Origin of the sequence: Mannheimia sp. ZY171111 (assembly GCF_017750945.1) — a bacterium.
Lineage (GTDB): Bacteria > Pseudomonadota > Gammaproteobacteria > Enterobacterales > Pasteurellaceae > Mannheimia > Mannheimia pernigra.
This window is the reverse complement of sequence record NZ_CP046532.1, coordinates 1,171,412-1,189,112: the sequence shown is the minus strand read 5'-3', so window position 1 is coordinate 1,189,112 and position 17,701 is coordinate 1,171,412. Positions and strand designations below refer to the sequence as shown.

At 39.3% G+C, this 17,701-nt stretch carries 29 protein-coding genes; 2 read left to right on the top strand and 27 right to left on the bottom strand.

The genetic code is table 11. The features are described from left to right. Positions 1–16: 16 nt before the first annotated feature. The 27 genes from rpsD to rpsJ all read right to left on the bottom strand — a co-directional run bounded on the left by rpsD (position 17) and on the right by rpsJ (position 15,045). Positions 17–643: a 30S ribosomal protein S4 gene (gene rpsD / locus GM698_RS05760; protein WP_176807738.1), complete on the bottom strand. Its 627-nt coding sequence runs from the start codon at positions 641–643 to the stop codon at positions 17–19. Positions 644–671: 28 nt separating this feature from the next. Beyond that, on the bottom strand, positions 672–1,061 hold the full coding sequence (gene rpsK / locus GM698_RS05755) for a 30S ribosomal protein S11 (RefSeq protein WP_005705959.1): 390 nt from the start codon (positions 1,059–1,061) through the stop codon (positions 672–674). A gap of 16 nt (positions 1,062–1,077) precedes the next feature. Beyond that, positions 1,078–1,434, bottom strand: coding sequence for a 30S ribosomal protein S13 (gene rpsM, locus GM698_RS05750; protein ID WP_005599322.1), 357 nt, complete (start codon positions 1,432–1,434; stop codon positions 1,078–1,080). Between the two features lie 139 nt (positions 1,435–1,573). Then, positions 1,574–1,687 carry a 50S ribosomal protein L36 gene (rpmJ, locus tag GM698_RS05745; RefSeq protein ID WP_006250018.1) on the bottom strand — a complete coding sequence of 38 codons (114 nt, stop codon included), beginning with the start codon at positions 1,685–1,687 and terminating at the stop codon, positions 1,574–1,576. A gap of 24 nt (positions 1,688–1,711) precedes the next feature. Beyond that, positions 1,712–3,031: a preprotein translocase subunit SecY gene (secY, locus tag GM698_RS05740; protein ID WP_176809493.1), complete on the bottom strand. Its 1,320-nt coding sequence runs from the start codon at positions 3,029–3,031 to the stop codon at positions 1,712–1,714. 4 nt (positions 3,032–3,035) lie between these two features. Next, positions 3,036–3,470 carry a 50S ribosomal protein L15 gene (gene rplO / locus GM698_RS05735; protein ID WP_176807740.1) on the bottom strand — a complete coding sequence of 145 codons (435 nt, stop codon included), beginning with the start codon at positions 3,468–3,470 and terminating at the stop codon, positions 3,036–3,038. Between the two features lie 4 nt (positions 3,471–3,474). After that, the gene (gene rpmD, locus GM698_RS05730) at positions 3,475–3,651 is read right to left on the bottom strand and encodes a 50S ribosomal protein L30 (protein ID WP_006250021.1); all 177 of its coding nucleotides are present in this window, start codon (positions 3,649–3,651) and stop codon (positions 3,475–3,477) included. Positions 3,652–3,657: 6 nt separating this feature from the next. After that, on the bottom strand, positions 3,658–4,158 hold the full coding sequence (gene rpsE / locus GM698_RS05725) for a 30S ribosomal protein S5 (RefSeq protein WP_005705945.1): 501 nt from the start codon (positions 4,156–4,158) through the stop codon (positions 3,658–3,660). Positions 4,159–4,172: 14 nt separating this feature from the next. After that, complete coding sequence (gene rplR / locus GM698_RS05720; protein ID WP_159628727.1) at positions 4,173–4,526, bottom strand: 50S ribosomal protein L18; 354 nt, start codon at positions 4,524–4,526, stop codon at positions 4,173–4,175. Between the two features lie 14 nt (positions 4,527–4,540). Continuing rightward, on the bottom strand, positions 4,541–5,074 hold the full coding sequence (gene rplF / locus GM698_RS05715) for a 50S ribosomal protein L6 (RefSeq protein WP_159628728.1): 534 nt from the start codon (positions 5,072–5,074) through the stop codon (positions 4,541–4,543). 16 nt (positions 5,075–5,090) lie between these two features. Then, the gene (gene rpsH / locus GM698_RS05710) at positions 5,091–5,483 is read right to left on the bottom strand and encodes a 30S ribosomal protein S8 (RefSeq protein WP_159628729.1); all 393 of its coding nucleotides are present in this window, start codon (positions 5,481–5,483) and stop codon (positions 5,091–5,093) included. Between the two features lie 36 nt (positions 5,484–5,519). Further along, positions 5,520–5,825 carry a 30S ribosomal protein S14 gene (gene rpsN / locus GM698_RS05705; RefSeq protein WP_159628730.1) on the bottom strand — a complete coding sequence of 102 codons (306 nt, stop codon included), beginning with the start codon at positions 5,823–5,825 and terminating at the stop codon, positions 5,520–5,522. A gap of 11 nt (positions 5,826–5,836) precedes the next feature. Beyond that, a complete protein-coding gene (gene rplE / locus GM698_RS05700; RefSeq protein ID WP_176812026.1) occupies positions 5,837–6,376 on the bottom strand; it encodes a 50S ribosomal protein L5 in 540 nt (179 codons plus the stop codon). Positions 6,377–6,394: 18 nt separating this feature from the next. Continuing rightward, complete coding sequence (gene rplX, locus GM698_RS05695; RefSeq protein WP_176807742.1) at positions 6,395–6,706, bottom strand: 50S ribosomal protein L24; 312 nt, start codon at positions 6,704–6,706, stop codon at positions 6,395–6,397. Between the two features lie 10 nt (positions 6,707–6,716). Further along, complete coding sequence (gene rplN, locus GM698_RS05690) at positions 6,717–7,088, bottom strand: 50S ribosomal protein L14 (protein ID WP_005711998.1); 372 nt, start codon at positions 7,086–7,088, stop codon at positions 6,717–6,719. Between the two features lie 211 nt (positions 7,089–7,299). After that, a complete protein-coding gene (locus GM698_RS05685; protein ID WP_176812027.1) occupies positions 7,300–9,849 on the bottom strand; it encodes a TonB-dependent receptor domain-containing protein in 2,550 nt (849 codons plus the stop codon). 232 nt (positions 9,850–10,081) lie between these two features. After that, positions 10,082–10,336 carry a 30S ribosomal protein S17 gene (rpsQ, locus tag GM698_RS05680; RefSeq protein ID WP_159628734.1) on the bottom strand — a complete coding sequence of 85 codons (255 nt, stop codon included), beginning with the start codon at positions 10,334–10,336 and terminating at the stop codon, positions 10,082–10,084. Further along, positions 10,336–10,527 carry a 50S ribosomal protein L29 gene (gene rpmC / locus GM698_RS05675; RefSeq protein ID WP_005711179.1) on the bottom strand — a complete coding sequence of 64 codons (192 nt, stop codon included), beginning with the start codon at positions 10,525–10,527 and terminating at the stop codon, positions 10,336–10,338. Before rpmC ends, rpsQ begins: the two co-directional genes overlap by 1 nt. After that, positions 10,527–10,937: a 50S ribosomal protein L16 gene (gene rplP / locus GM698_RS05670; protein ID WP_006249357.1), complete on the bottom strand. Its 411-nt coding sequence runs from the start codon at positions 10,935–10,937 to the stop codon at positions 10,527–10,529. Before rplP ends, rpmC begins: the two co-directional genes overlap by 1 nt. A gap of 12 nt (positions 10,938–10,949) precedes the next feature. Further along, a complete protein-coding gene (rpsC, locus tag GM698_RS05665) occupies positions 10,950–11,654 on the bottom strand; it encodes a 30S ribosomal protein S3 (RefSeq protein WP_159628735.1) in 705 nt (234 codons plus the stop codon). An 18-nt stretch (positions 11,655–11,672) separates the two neighbouring features. Further along, positions 11,673–12,005, bottom strand: coding sequence for a 50S ribosomal protein L22 (gene rplV / locus GM698_RS05660; RefSeq protein ID WP_025236917.1), 333 nt, complete (start codon positions 12,003–12,005; stop codon positions 11,673–11,675). 10 nt (positions 12,006–12,015) lie between these two features. Beyond that, entirely contained in the window at positions 12,016–12,291 is a 276-nt protein-coding gene (rpsS, locus tag GM698_RS05655) for a 30S ribosomal protein S19 (protein WP_005539416.1), read from the bottom strand. 30 nt (positions 12,292–12,321) lie between these two features. Next, positions 12,322–13,143: a 50S ribosomal protein L2 gene (rplB, locus tag GM698_RS05650; RefSeq protein WP_159628736.1), complete on the bottom strand. Its 822-nt coding sequence runs from the start codon at positions 13,141–13,143 to the stop codon at positions 12,322–12,324. Positions 13,144–13,161: 18 nt separating this feature from the next. Then, a complete protein-coding gene (gene rplW / locus GM698_RS05645; protein WP_025236919.1) occupies positions 13,162–13,467 on the bottom strand; it encodes a 50S ribosomal protein L23 in 306 nt (101 codons plus the stop codon). After that, on the bottom strand, positions 13,464–14,066 hold the full coding sequence (gene rplD, locus GM698_RS05640; protein ID WP_159628738.1) for a 50S ribosomal protein L4: 603 nt from the start codon (positions 14,064–14,066) through the stop codon (positions 13,464–13,466). Before rplD ends, rplW begins: the two co-directional genes overlap by 4 nt. Positions 14,067–14,081: 15 nt before the next feature. Then, positions 14,082–14,708, bottom strand: a complete 627-nt coding sequence (rplC, locus tag GM698_RS05635; RefSeq protein ID WP_005706393.1) for a 50S ribosomal protein L3 — start codon at positions 14,706–14,708, stop codon at positions 14,082–14,084. A gap of 25 nt (positions 14,709–14,733) precedes the next feature. Next, a complete protein-coding gene (gene rpsJ, locus GM698_RS05630; protein WP_001181005.1) occupies positions 14,734–15,045 on the bottom strand; it encodes a 30S ribosomal protein S10 in 312 nt (103 codons plus the stop codon). Between the two features lie 440 nt (positions 15,046–15,485). Here rpsJ and GM698_RS05625 point away from each other — a divergent pair, with 440 nt between their 5' ends. Together GM698_RS05625 and fumC are read left to right on the top strand one after the other, a co-directional pair. Then, positions 15,486–16,130 (top strand): TfoX/Sxy family DNA transformation protein, encoded by a 645-nt coding sequence (locus GM698_RS05625; protein ID WP_159628740.1) that lies wholly within the window; start codon positions 15,486–15,488, stop codon positions 16,128–16,130. Between the two features lie 153 nt (positions 16,131–16,283). Next, positions 16,284–17,678, top strand: a complete 1,395-nt coding sequence (fumC, locus tag GM698_RS05620) for a class II fumarate hydratase (protein ID WP_176812028.1) — start codon at positions 16,284–16,286, stop codon at positions 17,676–17,678. Positions 17,679–17,701: the final 23 nt, after the last annotated feature.

Below are 17,701 nucleotides of genomic sequence, written 5' to 3'. Positions count from 1 at the left end.
GCGGTTAAGCTAACTATTATTTAGAGTAAAGCTCAACGATCAGATGTTCATTAATATCTGCTGATAGATCTGAACGCTCTGGACGACGTTTAAATACACCTTCCATTTTAGTCACATCAACTTCTAACCAAGTCGGCTTTTCACGTTGAGTTGCTAATTCTAATGATGCTTTAATACGTGCTTGTTTTTTCGATTTTTCACGAACAGCAACAACATCATCAACAGAAACTTGAAATGAAGGAATGTTTACTACACGACCATTTACTACAATTGATTTATGGCTAACAAGCTGACGTGCTTCTGCACGAGTTGCAGCAAAACCCATACGGTAAACTACGTTATCTAAACGACCTTCTAATAATACCAATAAGTTCTCACCCGTATTACCTTTTAAGCGATTTGCTTCAGTATAATAGTTACGGAATTGACGCTCTAAGATACCATAGATACGGCGGACTTTTTGTTTTTCACGTAACTGACTACCATAGTCAGATAAACGTGGCTTGCGAGCACCATGTTGACCAGGGGCCACATCAAGTCTATTTCTACATTTTGATTCAATCGCACGAACGCCTGATTTTAAGAATAAATCAGCACCTTCACGACGGCTTAGCTTGAGTTTAGGACCCAAATATCTTGCCATTTTCTTTCTCCAATTCTTTTAACGTCAATTAAACACGACGTTTTTTCGGTGGACGACAACCGTTATGAGGAATCGGAGTCACATCTGTAATATTCGTGATACGGAAACCCGCTGCGTTTAACGCACGAATAGTCGACTCACGACCTGGACCCGGTCCTTTAACCATAACTTCCAAATTCTTTAAACCAAACTCTTTTACCATTTCAGCACAACGCTCTGCTGCAACTTGTGCCGCAAACGGAGTTGATTTACGAGAACCACGGAAACCCGAACCACCTGCAGTTGCCCAAGCTAGAGCATTACCTTGGCGGTCAGTAATAGTAACGATTGTATTATTGAAAGATGCGTGGATATGAGCTACGCCATCTGCAATCTGTTTTTTAACGCGCTTACGTGCGCGAACTGGTGTTTTAGCCATTATTTATCTACTCCGACTATTTTTTGATCGGTTTGCGTGGACCTTTACGGGTACGCGCATTAGTCTTAGTACGTTGACCACGTACTGGTAAACTACGACGATGACGTAAACCACGGTAGCAACCTAAGTCTAAAAGACGTTTGATGCTTAAAGTTACTTCACGACGTAAATCACCTTCAACAGTAAATTTACCAACTTCTTCACGCAGTTTTTCAATCTGCTCTTCAGACAATTCTCTGATCTTTACATCTTCAGCAATACCCGTTGCTGCACAGATAGCTTTAGCACGAGTTTTACCAATACCGTAAATTGCAGTTAATGCGATTACAGTGTGTTTCTGATCAGGAATGTTAATGCCTGCAATACGGGCCACTATGCACTCCTATTATTTAAGTTTTATTGATATACTGATCTTGAAAAGCCCGTTTCAGGATACTCAAACAGTATATCAGGACGAATGAGCTGAGCAGTATAACTGCTCAGCAGGTTCTTTGCAAGAAATATGCGTAAAATTAACCTTGACGTTGTTTGTGTTTAGGATCGCTACAAATCACACGAACCACACCTTCACGCTTGATTACTTTACAATTACGGCACATTCTTTTAACTGAAGCACGAACTTTCATTGCTTATCCTTCATTAATGGCTTATTAACCTAAGCCTTTTAAGTTAGCTTTCTTCAACACAGAATCATATTGTTGAGACATTAAATGGCTCTGAACCTGTGCGATGAAATCCATAATAACAACCACTACGATTAATAGTGAAGTTCCACCTAATTGGAATGGAACTTTCCATAATGACGTAATGATATAAGGAACCAAACAAACAAAAGTAATATATAACGCACCAATTAAGGTTAAACGTGTCATTACTTTATCAATATAACGAGATGTTTGTTCACCTGGTCGATAACCTGGTACAAACGCACCTGATTTCTTAAGATTATCCGCTGTATCACGAGGATTATACTGCATTCCTGTATAAAAGAATGCAAAGAAAATTACTGCCATTGTAAATAAAACAACATATAATGGTTGTCCTGGCTGTAATAGCTGTGAAAGATTAAATAACCATTCAAAACCTTCACTTTGTCCAAACCATTGAGTAATACTCGCAGGAAATAAGATAATACTTGAAGCAAAAATTGCTGGTATTACACCTGCCATATTAACTTTTAACGGTAAATGTGAAGATCTTGCAGGAGCCATCATTCTACCTTGCTGGCGACTTGCATAGTTCACAACAATTCTTCTTTGTCCACGCTCAACAAAAACAACAAAATACGTTACTGCAAATGCAATTATTGCAACTAATAGTAATACAATAAATGACAACTCACCTTGGCGAGCCTGTTCAATTGTTTGCCCAATAGTCGCTGGAAGATCAGCAACAATACCTGCAAAAATAATCAATGAGATACCGTTTCCGATACCACGTTCAGTGATTTGTTCACCTAGCCACATGAGAAACATTGTTCCAGTCACTAAGCTAATTACAGAAGTTACATAGAATAATATACTTGGATTAGGAACTAACCCTTGTACCATATTCGGTAAGGCTAATGAAATACCAATAGATTGAATAAATGCTAGTAGTAATGTACCGTAACGCGTATATTTACTAATTTTTCTACGACCTGCCTCACCTTCTTTCTTTAATTCGGCTAAAGGTGGGTGAATCGCTGTCAATAACTGTATAATAATTGACGCCGAAATATAAGGCATAATACCTAATGCAAATATAGATGCGCGACTTAAAGCACCACCAGAGAACATATTGAACATATCAATGATGGTGCCATGCTGTTGTCGAATTAATTCGGATAATACAGAAGCATCAATGCCAGGAACAGGTATAAAAGAACCGATACGGAAAACGATTAACGCACCTAAAACAAATAATAATCTTGATTTAAGCTCGCCAGTCCCTTTTTGTGTACTACCTTGGTACCCTGGTTGCTTTGCCATCTATTTATTCCTCGATAGAACCGCCAGCAGCTTCAATAGCAGCTCTAGCACCTTTAGTTACACCTAAGCCTTTAACTACAACTGCTTTATTAATTTCACCAGCTAAAATCACTTTAGCTGATAAAATATCTTTAGTAATAATATTAGCTGCTTTTAATGCTTCTAAAGTTACTTCGTTACCATCTACTTTAGCTAAGTCGTTTAAACGAATTTCTGCCACATGTAGTGATTTAAGTGATGTAAAACCAAATTTTGGTAAACGACGGTATAAAGGCATTTGACCACCCTCGAAACCACGACGAACACGTCCGCCCGAACGAGATTTTTGACCTTTATGACCACGACCACCAGTTTTACCTAAACCAGAACCAATACCACGACCTAAACGCTTTCCACTGTGCTTAGCACCTTCAGCTGGAGAAAGAGAATTTAAACGCATTCTATTACTCCTCTACTTTAACCATATAAGATACTTGATTGATCATACCACGCACTGCGGGTGTATCTTCAAGTTCTACAGTATGACGAATATGACGAAGACCTAAGCCTTTTAACGTTGCTTTATGTTTCGGTAAACGAGCAATAGAGCTACGAGTTTGAGTTACTTTAATTTTTGCCATATCCAATTACCCCAAAATTTCTTCAACTGTTTTACCACGTTTTGCAGCAACCATTTCAGGTGATTTCATGTTTTCAAGTGCATCAATTGTTGCACGTACAACATTAATTGGGTTGGTTGAACCATACGCTTTAGAAAGAACGTTACGAACACCTGCAACTTCTAATACTGCACGCATTGCACCACCTGCGATGATACCAGTACCTTCGCTTGCTGGCTGCATAAATACGCGTGAACCAGTATGAGAACCTTTAACAGGGTGTTGTAATGTGCCTTCATTTAAAGCCACATTAATCATATTGCGACGAGCTTTTTCCATCGCTTTTTGGATTGCTGCTGGAACTTCACGTGCTTTACCGTAACCAAAACCAACGCGACCATTACCATCACCCACTACTGTTAAAGCAGTGAAACTCATGATACGACCACCTTTTACGGTTTTTGAAACACGGTTAACCGCGATTAGCTTTTCCTGCAGTTCACCAGCTTGTTTTTCGATGTTTGACATCTCAAATTCCTCTCTTAGAACTGTAGACCAGCTTCACGAGCAGCATCTGCTAATGATTGCACACGACCGTGGTATTTAAAACCAGAACGATCAAAGGCAACCGCTTTAATACCTTTGGCAATTGCACGCTCAGCAACAATTTTACCCACTACTGCTGCAGCTTCTTTATTACCAGTATATTTAACTTGCTCTTTAATTACTTTTTCAACAGTTGAAGCTGCTGCTAGTACTTCTGAGCCATTAGGTGCAATCACCTGCGCATAGATATGGCGAGGTGTGCGATGCACAACTAAACGTGTTGCACCTTGCTCTCTCATTAAATGACGTGCACGGGTTGCACGACGGATACGAGCTATTTTCTTATCCATAGTGTTACCTTACTTTACTTTTTCTTCGCTTCTTTAGTACGTACAACTTCATCAGAGTAACGTACACCTTTACCTTTATAAGGCTCAGGTTTGCGATATGCACGAATATCTGCTGCTACCTGACCAATTAACTGTTTGTCAGCACTTTTCAGAATAATTTCTGTTTGTGATGGACATTCACCAGTTACGCCAGCTGGCAACTCATGTTCTACAGGGTGTGAGAAACCTAAACTTAAGGCAACAACATTACCTTTCATTTGAGCTCTATAACCTACACCCACTAATTGCAATTTCTTAGTAAAGCCTTCAGTAACACCGATAACCATCGCGTTCACAAGTGCACGAGCAGTACCCGCTTGTGCATCTGCATTAGCAACACCTTCACGAGGTGCAAAAGTTAATACGTTATCTTCTTGTTTTACTTCAACTGCATTGTGGATTTCGCGAGATAACTCGCCATTTTTACCTTTAACTGTTAATAACTGACCGTTAAGTTTCACCTCAACACTGGCAGGAATATTAACAGGTGCTTTTGCAACACGAGACATTAATCCTACCCCTCTATTATGCTACGTAACAGATAATTTCACCGCCGAGGCCAGCTTGACGTGCTGCACGGTCAGTCATTACACCTTTAGATGTAGAAATAACAGCGATACCTAAACCACCCATAACTTTTGGTAATTCGTCTTTACGTTTATAAATACGAAGACCTGGACGGCTCACACGTTGGATACTTTCTACAACTGGTTTATTTTGGAAATATTTTAAAGTAATTTCCAGTTCAGGTTTTGCACCTTCAACAACTTTAACGCTTTCGATATAACCTTCTTCAGCTAAAACATTTGCTATAGCAACTTTTAACTTAGATGAAGGCATACTGATTGCAACTTTATTCGCTGCTTGACCGTTACGAATACGGGTCAGCATATCTGCGATTGGATCTTGCATGCTCATGTATTTACTCCCATGATTCCAAATTAAAAGAGGTTATTACCAGCTCGCTTTTTTAAGACCCGGAATTTCGCCACGCATAGCAGCTTCACGGACTTTAATACGGCTTAAGCCAAACTTACGGAGCACACCATGTGGTCTACCAGTTTGACGGCAACGATTACGCTGACGAATTGGACTAGAATCGCGTGGCAGTGTTTGTAATTTTAACACTGCATCCCAACGTTCTTCATCCGAAGAATTTACATCAGAAATGATTTTCTTTAATTCTTCACGCTTTACGTAGAATTTATCAGCTAATTTAGCACGTTTTACATCACGTGCGATCATTGATTGTTTTGCCACGATAACCTACCTTATTTACGGAATGGGAAATTGAAAGCAGCTAATAAAGCTTGACCTTCTTCATCACTTTTCGCTGTTGTGGTAATAGTAATATCTAAACCACGTACACGATCTACTTTATCATAGTCGATTTCAGGGAAAATGATTTGTTCACGAACACCCATACTGTAATTACCACGACCATCGAATGACTTAGCGTTTAAGCCACGGAAGTCACGGATACGTGGAACAGCGATAGTAATCAATCTTTCAAAGAATTCCCACATACGTTCACCACGTAGGGTTACTTTGCAACCGATTGGATACCCTTGACGAATTTTAAAGCCTGCAACAGACTTGCGAGCTTTGGTTACTAATGGTTTTTGACCGCTAATTGCTGCTAGATCTGCTACTGCGTTATCTAATAGCTTTTTGTCGGTCAATGCTTCACCCACACCCATATTAAGGGTAATCTTTTCGATTTGTGGGACTTGCATGACAGATGAGTAGTTGAATTTCTCTTTTAATTCATTAACTACTGTATCTCTGTAGTAATCATGCAGTTTCGCCATCACATTACTCCAGTTAATTTAAATTAATTTATCGTTAGATTTGAAGATACGTACTTTTTTACCATCTTCAATTCTAAATCCTACACGGTCAGCTTTGTTAGTTTCAGAGTTAAAAATCGCAACATTTGAAGCATCAATCGCAGCTTCTTTTTTCACTAAACCGCCAGCTTTACCTAATGCAGGAACTGGTTTCTCGTGTTTAGTTACGATGTTGATACCCTCAACAAAAACTTTACCATTTGGTAAGACTTTAGTTACCTTACCACGTTTGCCCTTATCTTTACCAGTAAGAACAATTACTTCATCGTTTTGACGGATTTTTGCAGCCATTACATTCTCCTTATAGTACTTCTGGAGCTAAAGAGATGATTTTCATAAACTTCTCAGAACGAAGTTCACGAGTCACCGGTCCAAAAATACGAGTACCGATTGGTTGCTCAGTGTTATTGTTCAAAATCACACAAGCATTGCCATCGAAACGAATAACTGCGCCATCTGGGCGACGAACACCCTTCTTGGTGCGCACAACAACTGCCTTTAACACATCACCTTTTTTTACTTTACCGCGTGGAATTGCTTCTTTTACAGTAACTTTGATAATGTCGCCAATTGCAGCGTAACGACGGTGCGATCCACCTAGAACCTTGATACACATTACGCTACGAGCCCCTGAGTTATCAGCAACATCCAGCATAGTCTGTTCTTGGATCATATTAGTGCTCCGTTAAAATAAAAAAACACCCTTTCGGGACGAACCTGTCCTCAAATATGAACAGGTCGCAGAATATACCATAACATACAATAAGAAATCAAGGCAATTTTCACTTTTTCAGTATTGCAAAAAATGGAAAAAATAGGACCGCTTGTAGTTTAGCAAGCGGTCCAAATTTTATGTTTTTTACCAAACCGAAGTTCGGTTTTATCTAAAACGAAACGCCAAGGTTCAGTATAAAGTTGCGGCCCATTTGTGGCACATACGGTAAATAAGAGTTGTGAATATACACTTTCTGATTTAACAAGTTGTTAATATTCAACGTTGCACTGTATTCAATATCACTGATTTTACGTTGATAATTCACCGCTATATTCACCAAGTGGTAGCCTTTAGTCACATCCTCTGGCACTTTTTCTACATAGTAACCGTCATAACCAAGCCCACCTGATGCCTCACGTCTTTTTTCCGCTTCCTCTTGGGCAATCGGTTTAATCACGCTGTTAATTGAAACACGTTTTTGTGCAAACATTCGGGTGTATTCGAACGAGCCTGACCAGTTCTGATTAAATTGACTTTTGAGTCGAAAACCTAACCGCATCGGTGGTACACGGGCGGCATTACGGTTAGGGCGCTCAAGCGTTTCTACGCCAACTTGAGTATAATCGCACTCTTCTTCATCCCATTCGTTGATAAAGCAGTTTTTCGCATACTTTTTATTACCATAGAAGGTTTTAAAACCGAACAATCTCCCATTCACATAGTCGCCAAACAAGGAAATTTTGTGCTTTTCTGTCACCTGATAGCCAATTTCACCTTCAAATCCGTGGAATTTGGCTTGAGATTGATTGTAACGACGCATAAACAAGTTGCCTTCTCGGTGTAGGTTTTCGTTGTGAATATAATTTTTAAAGCGTTGATAATACGCACTCACTTTAAAATCCCATTTGTCCGAGAAGTGTATTAATCCCACTTCTGCATTATTAGAACGTTCTTTTTTCAGATCTCGATTGCCGTATTCAAAGGAGTTGGTCGCAAGATGTTTGCCATGATAATAGAGCTCCATTGGTGCTGGCATTCTTTCATTATGAGAACCCGTGACAGATAAACGGTAATCGGGATGAAAATCCCACATAATCGTACCTGAATAAGAGAGTGCATTTTCCTTATAGATCGACAAATCTGGCTGGCGAGCCCTATCATTCAATCGTAGCTTTTCTTTATTGTAGCTAATTGGGATAGATTGTTTTTCCCAACGTGCACCAGCCTCAAAGATAAAATTCCCGATTGCCACCTGCTCTAAAATAAACAAACTCAGCTGTTTATTCGTATTTACCACTAAAGGATTACGTTCAGATTCTTTACGCTCCCCACTTAAATCTTTATCATCTTTATCGGCACTCGTCGATAAACGAGACGAACTGCTTTTCTGCGTTTGATACTGAATGCCAAGCACACCATTCGAATACTCCGTTGGCTGGTGGTAAAATTCTAGCCTGCTATTAAAACCACGATTAAAATAAAACGCTTCTGGCTTACCTGCCATCCGTGCTGCAGTATATTTCTTACTCTCTTTTATTGCACCAGTATCACCTGAGGTTATGTGTGCTTTGCCATCATGCTTTTCATCGTGATAATAATCCGCGTAAGTGAGAGACAATTTCAACTTGCTGATACCAGGAAATGGATCTTTCATCTCGCCACGAAGATCGTAGCGCTTAGAACGCATATCTATAACTGGACCAGCAGAACTAACATCGTGCTGATGTCCATAAACATTACTATGGCTATGTGCACCGCCATTCAAATCTGTTCCACAGTGGAAATGAAGAGAATCATTCACATCTTTGTCAGTCATTAAATGTGGGTAAGCATTTAAATAAGGTGCATCACCACCAGAAGTAACCGCATTTAAATTTGAAGCATCAAATAAATGCCCAGAGCAATAATCAAACGCGTGATTATGCCCTGGAATACCGTAATGATCCTGCCGATAACTAACTGAGGCTCCTAGATACCCCCTGCTACCAATCCAACTTGCCCCGAATGTACCCACATTGGATTTATTATGACTATCTGGTAAATAGTTTAGCTTTCTACCAATATAGACTTCTGGCACATGATAGTTACCCGATTTCCGAGTCAATCCTTCCGCACGAATTAAGAAATTCTCCCCCGCAGATAACGTTACACCTGCATTTAGTAAACGCTCTTTACTTGCCGTATCAAAACGGGAGATCACCTCTCCCTCATAGCCTTTTTCAGGACGATAGGTAGGAATTCGTTTATCAATAATATTCACTACACCCGCAGGAGAAGCCATACCATACATAAGAGTTGAAGTACCTCGTACTAAATCTACCTGCTGTGCCAAAAGAGTATCTACCACCACAGTATGATCTGGCGAAATATTCGACATATCAACAATATCCGATCCATTTTGTAACAATTTTATTCTCACACCATCTTGTCCACGAATGACAGGGGCACTTGCTCCGCCACCAAATGGATTAGAGTGAACGCCTAACTCTCCAGCTAGAGCATTACCTAATGTGGCAGAGCGAGATTTAAATACTTTCCCCTCAATTGTCACATCACTAGCTTTACGGCCTTGCGTAAAAGCAAGGGATTGGAAATCAGGTACCACGCTGGAAGAGACCACAACTTCATCAAGCAAAGCCTCTTTTTCCGCATACGCAAACTGACAACAACTTGATACCGCAACCGCAAATAAACTCTTTTTAAAATGAAACTTCTGCATTTTATTCCCATAAAAAATTTAAGGCTAAGGCGGGTATTCTGTATAATTACATCAACATTGTCAATAACCATTATTTTTATATGGTGATAAAACTAAACAAGCGGTTGAATTTCACTAATTTTTTGCAAAAAATTAGAGGAAATAGACCGCTTGCATCAAACAAAAATCTGGAAGTAGCTGTAGAATAAATAAAAAGCCCTACATCTCTGTAGGGCTTTTGTGGGTTTATTGATTAAGCCTGTGCTTTCTCAACAACACGAACTAATGTGTGTGATTTAGTTTTAGAGAGTGGCCGACACTCTTTAATTTCAACTACATCACCTAATTGTGCTTCATTTTTTTCATCGTGTACGTGTAATTTAGTAGTACGACGGATAAACTTACCATATAAAGGATGTTTAACTGTACGTTCGATAGCAATTACAAATGATTTATCCATTTTATCGCTAACCACTTTACCTTGTACTGTACGAATTTTATCAGTCATTATTCACCCGCCTTTTCGGTTAATACAGTTTTAACTTGTGCAATACTGCGACGCACTTGTTTTAACTGGTGGGTTTGTTGAAGCTGACCGGTGGCTGCTTGCATACGCAATTTGAATTGTTCACCTAAAAGGTTCACTAACTCACCATTCAGCTCTTCAACACTTTTATTACGTAGTTCTTGAGCTTTCATTACATCACCGTTTTAGTTACAAATGTGGTTTTGAACGGAAGTTTTGCTGCTGCTAATGCAAAAGCATTACGAGCAACTTCTTCAGAAACACCATCCATTTCATAGAGAACTTTACCCGGTTGGATTAAGGCTACCCAGTACTCAACGTTACCTTTACCTTTACCCATACGGACTTCTAATGGTTTTTCAGTGATTGGTTTATCTGGGAACACACGGATCCAGATTTTACCTTGACGTTTAACTGCACGGCTCATTGCACGACGTGCTGCTTCAATTTGACGAGCTGTTAAACGGCCACGACCAATTGCTTTTAAACCAAATGAACCGAAGCTCACTTCTGTACCGCCCGCAATACCACGGTTACGGCCTTTGTGTACTTTACGGAATTTTGTGCGTTTTGGTTGTAACATTCAGTGATCTCCTTATTTACGACCTTTGCGAGCAGGCTTTTTAGGCTGTGCCGCTGGTTCTTTTTCAGATTTAATCACTGCAGCCATTCCACCAAGAATCTCACCTTTGAAGATCCACACTTTAACGCCAATTACGCCGTATGTTGTGTGTGCTTCAGCAGTGTTATAATCGATGTCTGCACGAAGTGTATGTAGAGGTACACGACCTTCACGATACCATTCTGAGCGAGCAATTTCTGCACCACCTAAACGACCGCTAACTTCAACTTTGATACCTTTAGCACCTAATTTCATTGCATTTTGAACCGCTTTTTTCATTGCACGGCGGAACATAACACGACGCTCTAGCTGAGAAGCGATACTATCTGCTACCAATTTAGCATCTAGCTCTGGTTTTTTCACTTCAGCGATGTTAATTTGTGCTGGAACGCCTGCAATTTTTGCTACTGCGTTACGTAATTTTTCAACATCTTCGCCTTTTTTACCGATAACGATACCAGGACGCGCTGTATGAATAGTTACACGAATGCTTTTCGCAGGACGTTCAATAGTGATACGTGATACTGAAGCGTTCGCTAACTCTTTATTTAAGAATTTACGTACGTTGAAATCGCTTTCCAAATTGTCAGCGAAATCTTGTGTATTCGCGAACCAAGTAGAGTTCCAAGGCTTAACAATGCCTAGGCGAATACCATTAGGATGTACTTTTTGACCCATTTGTTATTCTCCACTTAATTAACGATCTGATACAACCACAGTAATGTGGCTTGTACGTTTTAAAATACGATCTGCACGACCTTTAGCACGTGGCATTACACGTTTCATGCTTGGACCTTCATCAACGAAGATTTTAGCAACTTTAAGATCATCGACATCTGCACCGTCATTGTGCTCTGCGTTTGCAATAGCAGATTCTAAAACTTTCTTAACTAGCGTTGCCGCTTTTTTGTTAGTAAAAGTTAAGATTTCTAATGCTTGCGCAACTTTTTTACCACGGATCAAGTCAGCAACTAAGCGAGCTTTCTGGGCAGAAGTACGAGCGTAACGATGTTTAGCAATAGTTTCCATCTTTTACCTCTTATTTCTTAGCTTTCTTATCTGCGGCATGACCGCGGTATGTACGAGTCGGGGCAAATTCACCTAATTTATGACCGATCATTTCATCGGAAACATAAACAGGAACGTGCTGACGACCATTATGGACTGCGATGGTCAATCCAATCATTGATGGAATGATCATTGAACGACGGGACCAAGTTTTGATTGGTTTTTTATCCCCGCTTTCCACCGCCTTCTCTACCTTCTTCAACAAGTGTAGGTCAAGGAAAGGACCTTTCTTGAGGGAACGTGGCATTGGTGTTTACCTTTTAGTTAATGAATAAAATTATTTGCCACGACGACGCACGATGAATTTATCAGTACGTTTGTTGTGACGAGTTTTCTTACCTTTGGTCTGAACGCCCCAAGGAGTAACTGGGTGTTTACCAAAGTTACGACCTTCACCACCACCGTGTGGGTGGTCTACTGGGTTCATCGCAGTACCACGAACAGTTGGACGAATACCTCTCCAACGGTTTGCACCTGCTTTACCAAGAACACGAAGCATATGCTCTGAGTTACCTACTTCACCAATGGTTGCAGTACACTCAGCTAAAACTTTACGCATTTCGCCTGAACGAAGACGTAAAGTGACATAATTACCTTCACGAGCGATAATTTGTACGTATGCACCAGCAGAACGAGCAATTTGACCGCCCTTACCTGGTTTTAATTCCACATTATGAACAGTTGAACCAACAGGAATATTACGCATAGGTAATGCATTACCTACTTTAATCGGTGCTGAAGCACCCGCTTGAATCGAATCACCTGCAGATAAACCTTTAGGTGCTAAGATGTAACGGCGTTCACCATCTTTATAAAGAACTAATGCGATATTCGCAGAACGATTTGGATCGTATTCTAAACGCTCAACAACACCCGGAATGTCTAATTTATTACGTTTAAAATCTATTAAACGGTAGTGTTGTTTATGACCGCCACCAATATGACGAGTCGTAATACGACCTAAATTGTTACGACCACCAGTTTTAGATTTAGTATCTAAAAGCGCTGCAAAAGGTTTACCTTTGTGTAGTTCATTGTTCACAACTTTAACTACGTGACGACGACCAGCGGAGGTCGGCTTACATTTAACGATAGCCATTTATATTATCTCCTCTGATTATTCTGCCGCACCTTCAACGAAGTCAAGAGATTGACCTTCTTGAAGAGTTACATAAGCTTTTTTCCAGTCACTACGACGACCAACTTTAGCACCACGGCGTTTAGTTTTACCTTTAACAACCACTGTGCGTACAGAATCTACTTTTACTTCAAAAAGTTGTTCAACTGCGTTTGCAATTTCAACTTTATTTGCATCTAATGCAACTTTGAATACGATAGTATTGCCTTTTTCTGCATTGTTTGTCGCTTTTTCAGAGATATGTGGTGCTTTTAACACATTTAGCAAACGTTCTTGTTGAATCATGCTAACATCTCCTCAATTTGTTTCACTGCATCTACAGTCACAACTACTTTATCAAAAGCAATTAAGCTAACTGGGTCGATACCTTGAACATCACGTACATCAACCTTATATAAGTTGCGTGCTGCTAAGAATAGGTTTTCATCTACATTTGCAGTGATGATAAGAGCGTCAGTTAACGCCATATCTTTTAATTTTTGTGCTAATACTTTAGTTTTTGGTGAATCAATTTCGAATTTTTCAACAACCACTAAACGGTCTTGACGAACTAATTCAGAAAGAATACTTTTGATTGCACCACGGTACATTTTTTTGTTTACTTTTTGGCTGTGATCTTGTGGTTTCGCAGCAAAAGTCACACCACCTGAACGCCAAATTGGTGATTTGATATCACCAGAACGTGCACGGCCTGTACCTTTTTGACGCCAAGGTTTTTTACCTGAACCAGACACTTCAGCACGAGTTTTTTGAGCTCGCGAACCCTGACGAGCACCTGCTGCATACGCAACAACTACTTGATGGATTAACGCCTCGTTAAACTCACGTCCGAAGGTAGTTTCAGAAACAGTTAGTGCATTTGCACCTACAACTTGTAATTCCATCTCTATCTCCTAGACTTATGCTTTAACAGCTGGTTTCACGATAACATCACTATTAGTTGCGCCTGGAACAGCTCCTTTAACTAATAATAATTTACGCTCAGCATCTACACGAACAACCTCAAGTGATTGAACTGTTACACGCTCAGCACCTAAGTGTCCTGCCATTTTTTTACCTTTAAACACACGACCTGGAGTTTGGTTTTGACCAATAGAACCAAGTACACGATGTGATAAAGAGTTACCGTGTGTAGCATCTTGAGTACGGAAATTCCAGCGTTTAACACCACCTTGGAAACCCTTACCTTTTGATGTACCTGTAACATCTACTTTTTTAACATCTGTGAAGATGTCAACATTGATTTCTTGACCTAAAGTGAATTCTTCACCTTCAGTACGAAATTCCCATAAACCGCGTCCAGCTTCAACACCTGCTTTCACGAAATGGCCTGCTTCTGGCTTAGTTACACGGCTAGCTTTTTTAGTGCCAGTAGTAACTTGAATTGCAGAGTAGCCATCGTTTTCAAGGGTTTTAACTTGAGTAACACGGTTGGCTTCGATTTCGATAACGGTAACTGGAATAGACACGCCGTCTTCAGTGAAAACGCGGGTCATACCAACTTTACGACCGATTAAACCAATCATTGTAATAACCTCTTAAAATTCCCAATTAACCTAGACTAATCTGAACATCAACGCCAGCAGCTAGATCTAAACGCATTAATGCATCAACAGTTTTTTCTGTTGGTTCAACAATATCAACTAAACGTTTGTGAGTACGGATTTCATATTGGTCACGTGCATCTTTGTTCACGTGTGGAGAAATCAATACAGTGAAACGTTCTTTACGAGTTGGTAAAGGAATTGGACCACGAACTTGTGCACCAGTACGTTTAGCTGTTTCTACGATCTCCGCAGTAGATTGATCAATTAAACGGTGATCAAATGCTTTTAAGCGGATACGGATTCTTTGGTTCTGCATTAGACCAGAGCTCCAATTAAAAAATTTAGCTAATAAAAAACTAAACTACCAGCTTAATAATAAAAATATTAAGGGAGCTTAGTTAAACCTATTTAGTTCCAAGATTAGGAACATTGTATACATTACAATATCTGTAATGCCATTTGATAAATGATTACACCAAATGCCTTTAGTGACCTAAAGTTTGCTTATAATAGTCTTTTCATTGTATTTATGCAAGTAATTTTTTCTATTTATGGTCAAATAAGCAAACATTCTAAGATACATAATATCCGAACTGCTTCATTTGAATTAACTCAAACAAAAGCTATTTTCACATTTTTTATAAAAACTTTTCGAGCCACTTCACAAATCTAAAAAATCCCTATTGAAATTTTATTTATAACAGTATTTATTGTTAATAAAACCCATAATCACATAACTTAAATCGGAGTACGCGTATGAAAACAGTTAATGAAATCAGACAAGAAATCGCACCTGTATTTGAACCTGTTCTTGGAGAGTTTCGGATAAAAACTTACTTCTCTTATTATGCCATTTTTAAGCATAATCTGATGATTGCATTATATCAAAATGGAACAACTTACTTACGTATTTCTCGAAACGATATGCAATCTATTACTCTTCATCCTGAAACCTATAATCTATCTGATGACAAAATAGGGCTACAAAGCAAAAAATTCTATTTTATTCCAAATACTATTTTAACTAACACATCGCAATTTAGATCACTCGTCCAATCTACACTAGACGAGCTACAATCTGAAAAACAAAAAATAGATAACAAACGTTCCACACAAATTCGTACTCTGCCTAATATGAACCTAAAATTAGAGAGAATGCTGAAAAAAGTAGGAATCCATTCAATACAAGACTTTTCTGAAACTGGCTATATTTCAACATTTATTAAACTAATTATGCAAGGTTTCGATGCAACTGAGGATTTACTATTTAAATTAAATGGTGCATTAAATCATCAATATATTTATACCTTCACCATTCAGCAGAAAAAAGAATTACTACAGGAAGCCAATGAAGCTTTATATGCCTCTGGCTTAAGAAAAAAATTTAATACCGCCATTTAAAATGGTGTGATCCAAATCATAAAATAATAAAAAACCTATAAGGAATAATATTTGGCTGTTCCTTTCCTTTTCCATTCTATGCTAGTATCACGTTAATACCTCTAAATCATTAGGATACTGATTTTTAACTTATCTAAACATTAGGAGTAAATCATGGAATTCCGTATCGAAAAAGACACAATGGGCGAAGTCCAAGTCCCCGCTAATAAATATTGGGCGGCACAAACCGAGCGTTCTCGTAATAATTTCAAAATTGGCGAAGAAGGATCGATGCCAACTGAAATCATTGAAGCCTTTGGTTATTTAAAAAAAGCAGCAGCCTACGCTAACCACGACTTAGGTGTATTAGCGGTCGAAAAACGAGATTTAATTGCAAAAGCCTGTGATGAAATTTTAGCTAATGAATTAAAAGATGAATTCCCGCTTGTCATCTGGCAAACAGGGTCGGGCACACAATCAAATATGAATGTCAATGAGGTCATAGCAAACCGTGCACATGTGCTAAATGGCGGTAAACTTGGTGAGAAATCAATCATTCACCCAAACGACGATGTAAACAAATCTCAATCCTCTAACGACACCTACCCAACTGCTATGCATATTGCTGCATATAAAAAAGTGGTAGAACATACCCTCCCTTGCGTGAAACGCTTACAAAAAACCTTATCAGAAAAAGCGGAAGCATTCAAAAATGTAGTAAAAATTGGGCGTACTCACCTAATGGATGCCACTCCACTCACACTTGGTCAAGAGTTCTCGGCGTATGCCGCACAATTAGCTTTTGGTATCAAAGCATTAGAAAATACTCTACCACACTTATCTGAATTGGCATTAGGTGGTACAGCCGTTGGTACTGGATTGAACACGCCAAAAGGCTACGATATAAAAGTTGCTGAATATATCGCTCAATTCACTCGCCTGCCATTCGTGACCGCACAAAACAAATTTGAAGCCTTAGCTAGCCACGATGCCGTTGTTGAAACTCACGGTGCATTAAAACAGCTTGCGGTTTCTCTCTACAAAATAGCGAATGATGTACGTTTGTTAGCCTCAGGCCCCCGTTCAGGTATTGGCGAAATACTCATTCCTGAGAATGAACCTGGTTCATCAATAATGCCAGGTAAAGTAAACCCAACTCAATGCGAAGCAATGACAATGGTCTGTGCCCAAGTGTTAGGTAATGATGTCACCATCTCATTTGCAGGCACACAAGGTCATTTCCAACTGAATGTATATAAACCAGTGATGGCTTATAACTTCCTGCAATCAGCTCAACTACTTGGTGATGCGTGCGTATCATTTGACGAACATTGTGCAGCTGGTATTAATCCAAACTATCCTCGCATTAAACAGCAACTCGATCAATCATTAATGCTAGTTACTGCATTAAATACTCATATCGGTTACGAAAATGCTGCCAAGATTGCGAAAACTGCCCATAAAAATGGCACTACCTTAAAAGAAGAAGCAATTAACTTAGGCTTAATAACGGCTGAACAATTCGATGAATGGGTACGCCCAAAAGATATGGTTGGCAGCTTAAAATAAATTCAACGCGAAATAACGTGACT

What these genes read in the sequence shown, in the direction of transcription:
- rpsS (WP_005539416.1), bottom strand. Translation starts at nt 12,291, where the DNA reads ATGCCACGTTCCCTCAAGAAAGGTCCTTTCCTTGACCTACACTTGTTG.
- rplW (WP_025236919.1), bottom strand. Translation starts at nt 13,467, where the DNA reads ATGATTCAACAAGAACGTTTGCTAAATGTGTTAAAAGCACCACATATC.
- rplR (WP_159628727.1), bottom strand. Translation starts at nt 4,526, where the DNA reads ATGGATAAGAAAATAGCTCGTATCCGTCGTGCAACCCGTGCACGTCAT.
- rpmD (WP_006250021.1), bottom strand. Translation starts at nt 3,651, where the DNA reads ATGGCAAAAATTAAAGTAACTCAAACTCGTAGCTCTATTGCTCGTTTA.
- rplP (WP_006249357.1), bottom strand. Translation starts at nt 10,937, where the DNA reads ATGTTACAACCAAAACGCACAAAATTCCGTAAAGTACACAAAGGCCGT.
- rplE (WP_176812026.1), bottom strand. Translation starts at nt 6,376, where the DNA reads ATGGCGAAACTGCATGATTACTACAGAGATACAGTAGTTAATGAATTA.
- fumC (WP_176812028.1), top strand. Translation starts at nt 16,284, where the DNA reads ATGGAATTCCGTATCGAAAAAGACACAATGGGCGAAGTCCAAGTCCCC.
- rpsK (WP_005705959.1), bottom strand. Translation starts at nt 1,061, where the DNA reads ATGGCTAAAACACCAGTTCGCGCACGTAAGCGCGTTAAAAAACAGATT.
- rplN (WP_005711998.1), bottom strand. Translation starts at nt 7,088, where the DNA reads ATGATCCAAGAACAGACTATGCTGGATGTTGCTGATAACTCAGGGGCT.
- rplO (WP_176807740.1), bottom strand. Translation starts at nt 3,470, where the DNA reads ATGCGTTTAAATTCTCTTTCTCCAGCTGAAGGTGCTAAGCACAGTGGA.
- rplC (WP_005706393.1), bottom strand. Translation starts at nt 14,708, where the DNA reads ATGATTGGTTTAATCGGTCGTAAAGTTGGTATGACCCGCGTTTTCACT.
- rpsQ (WP_159628734.1), bottom strand. Translation starts at nt 10,336, where the DNA reads ATGACTGATAAAATTCGTACAGTACAAGGTAAAGTGGTTAGCGATAAA.
- rplB (WP_159628736.1), bottom strand. Translation starts at nt 13,143, where the DNA reads ATGGCTATCGTTAAATGTAAGCCGACCTCCGCTGGTCGTCGTCACGTA.
- secY (WP_176809493.1), bottom strand. Translation starts at nt 3,031, where the DNA reads ATGGCAAAGCAACCAGGGTACCAAGGTAGTACACAAAAAGGGACTGGC.
- rpsJ (WP_001181005.1), bottom strand. Translation starts at nt 15,045, where the DNA reads ATGCAGAACCAAAGAATCCGTATCCGCTTAAAAGCATTTGATCACCGT.
- rpsH (WP_159628729.1), bottom strand. Translation starts at nt 5,483, where the DNA reads ATGAGCATGCAAGATCCAATCGCAGATATGCTGACCCGTATTCGTAAC.
- rplF (WP_159628728.1), bottom strand. Translation starts at nt 5,074, where the DNA reads ATGTCTCGTGTTGCAAAAGCACCTGTTAATATTCCTGCCAGTGTTGAG.
- rplD (WP_159628738.1), bottom strand. Translation starts at nt 14,066, where the DNA reads ATGGAATTACAAGTTGTAGGTGCAAATGCACTAACTGTTTCTGAAACT.
- rpsD (WP_176807738.1), bottom strand. Translation starts at nt 643, where the DNA reads ATGGCAAGATATTTGGGTCCTAAACTCAAGCTAAGCCGTCGTGAAGGT.
- GM698_RS05625 (WP_159628740.1), top strand. Translation starts at nt 15,486, where the DNA reads ATGAAAACAGTTAATGAAATCAGACAAGAAATCGCACCTGTATTTGAA.
- rpmJ (WP_006250018.1), bottom strand. Translation starts at nt 1,687, where the DNA reads ATGAAAGTTCGTGCTTCAGTTAAAAGAATGTGCCGTAATTGTAAAGTA.
- rpsE (WP_005705945.1), bottom strand. Translation starts at nt 4,158, where the DNA reads ATGTCAAACATCGAAAAACAAGCTGGTGAACTGCAGGAAAAGCTAATC.
- rpmC (WP_005711179.1), bottom strand. Translation starts at nt 10,527, where the DNA reads ATGAAAGCTCAAGAACTACGTAATAAAAGTGTTGAAGAGCTGAATGGT.
- rpsC (WP_159628735.1), bottom strand. Translation starts at nt 11,654, where the DNA reads ATGGGTCAAAAAGTACATCCTAATGGTATTCGCCTAGGCATTGTTAAG.
- rplX (WP_176807742.1), bottom strand. Translation starts at nt 6,706, where the DNA reads ATGGCTGCAAAAATCCGTCAAAACGATGAAGTAATTGTTCTTACTGGT.
- GM698_RS05685 (WP_176812027.1), bottom strand. Translation starts at nt 9,849, where the DNA reads ATGCAGAAGTTTCATTTTAAAAAGAGTTTATTTGCGGTTGCGGTATCA.
- rplV (WP_025236917.1), bottom strand. Translation starts at nt 12,005, where the DNA reads ATGGAAACTATTGCTAAACATCGTTACGCTCGTACTTCTGCCCAGAAA.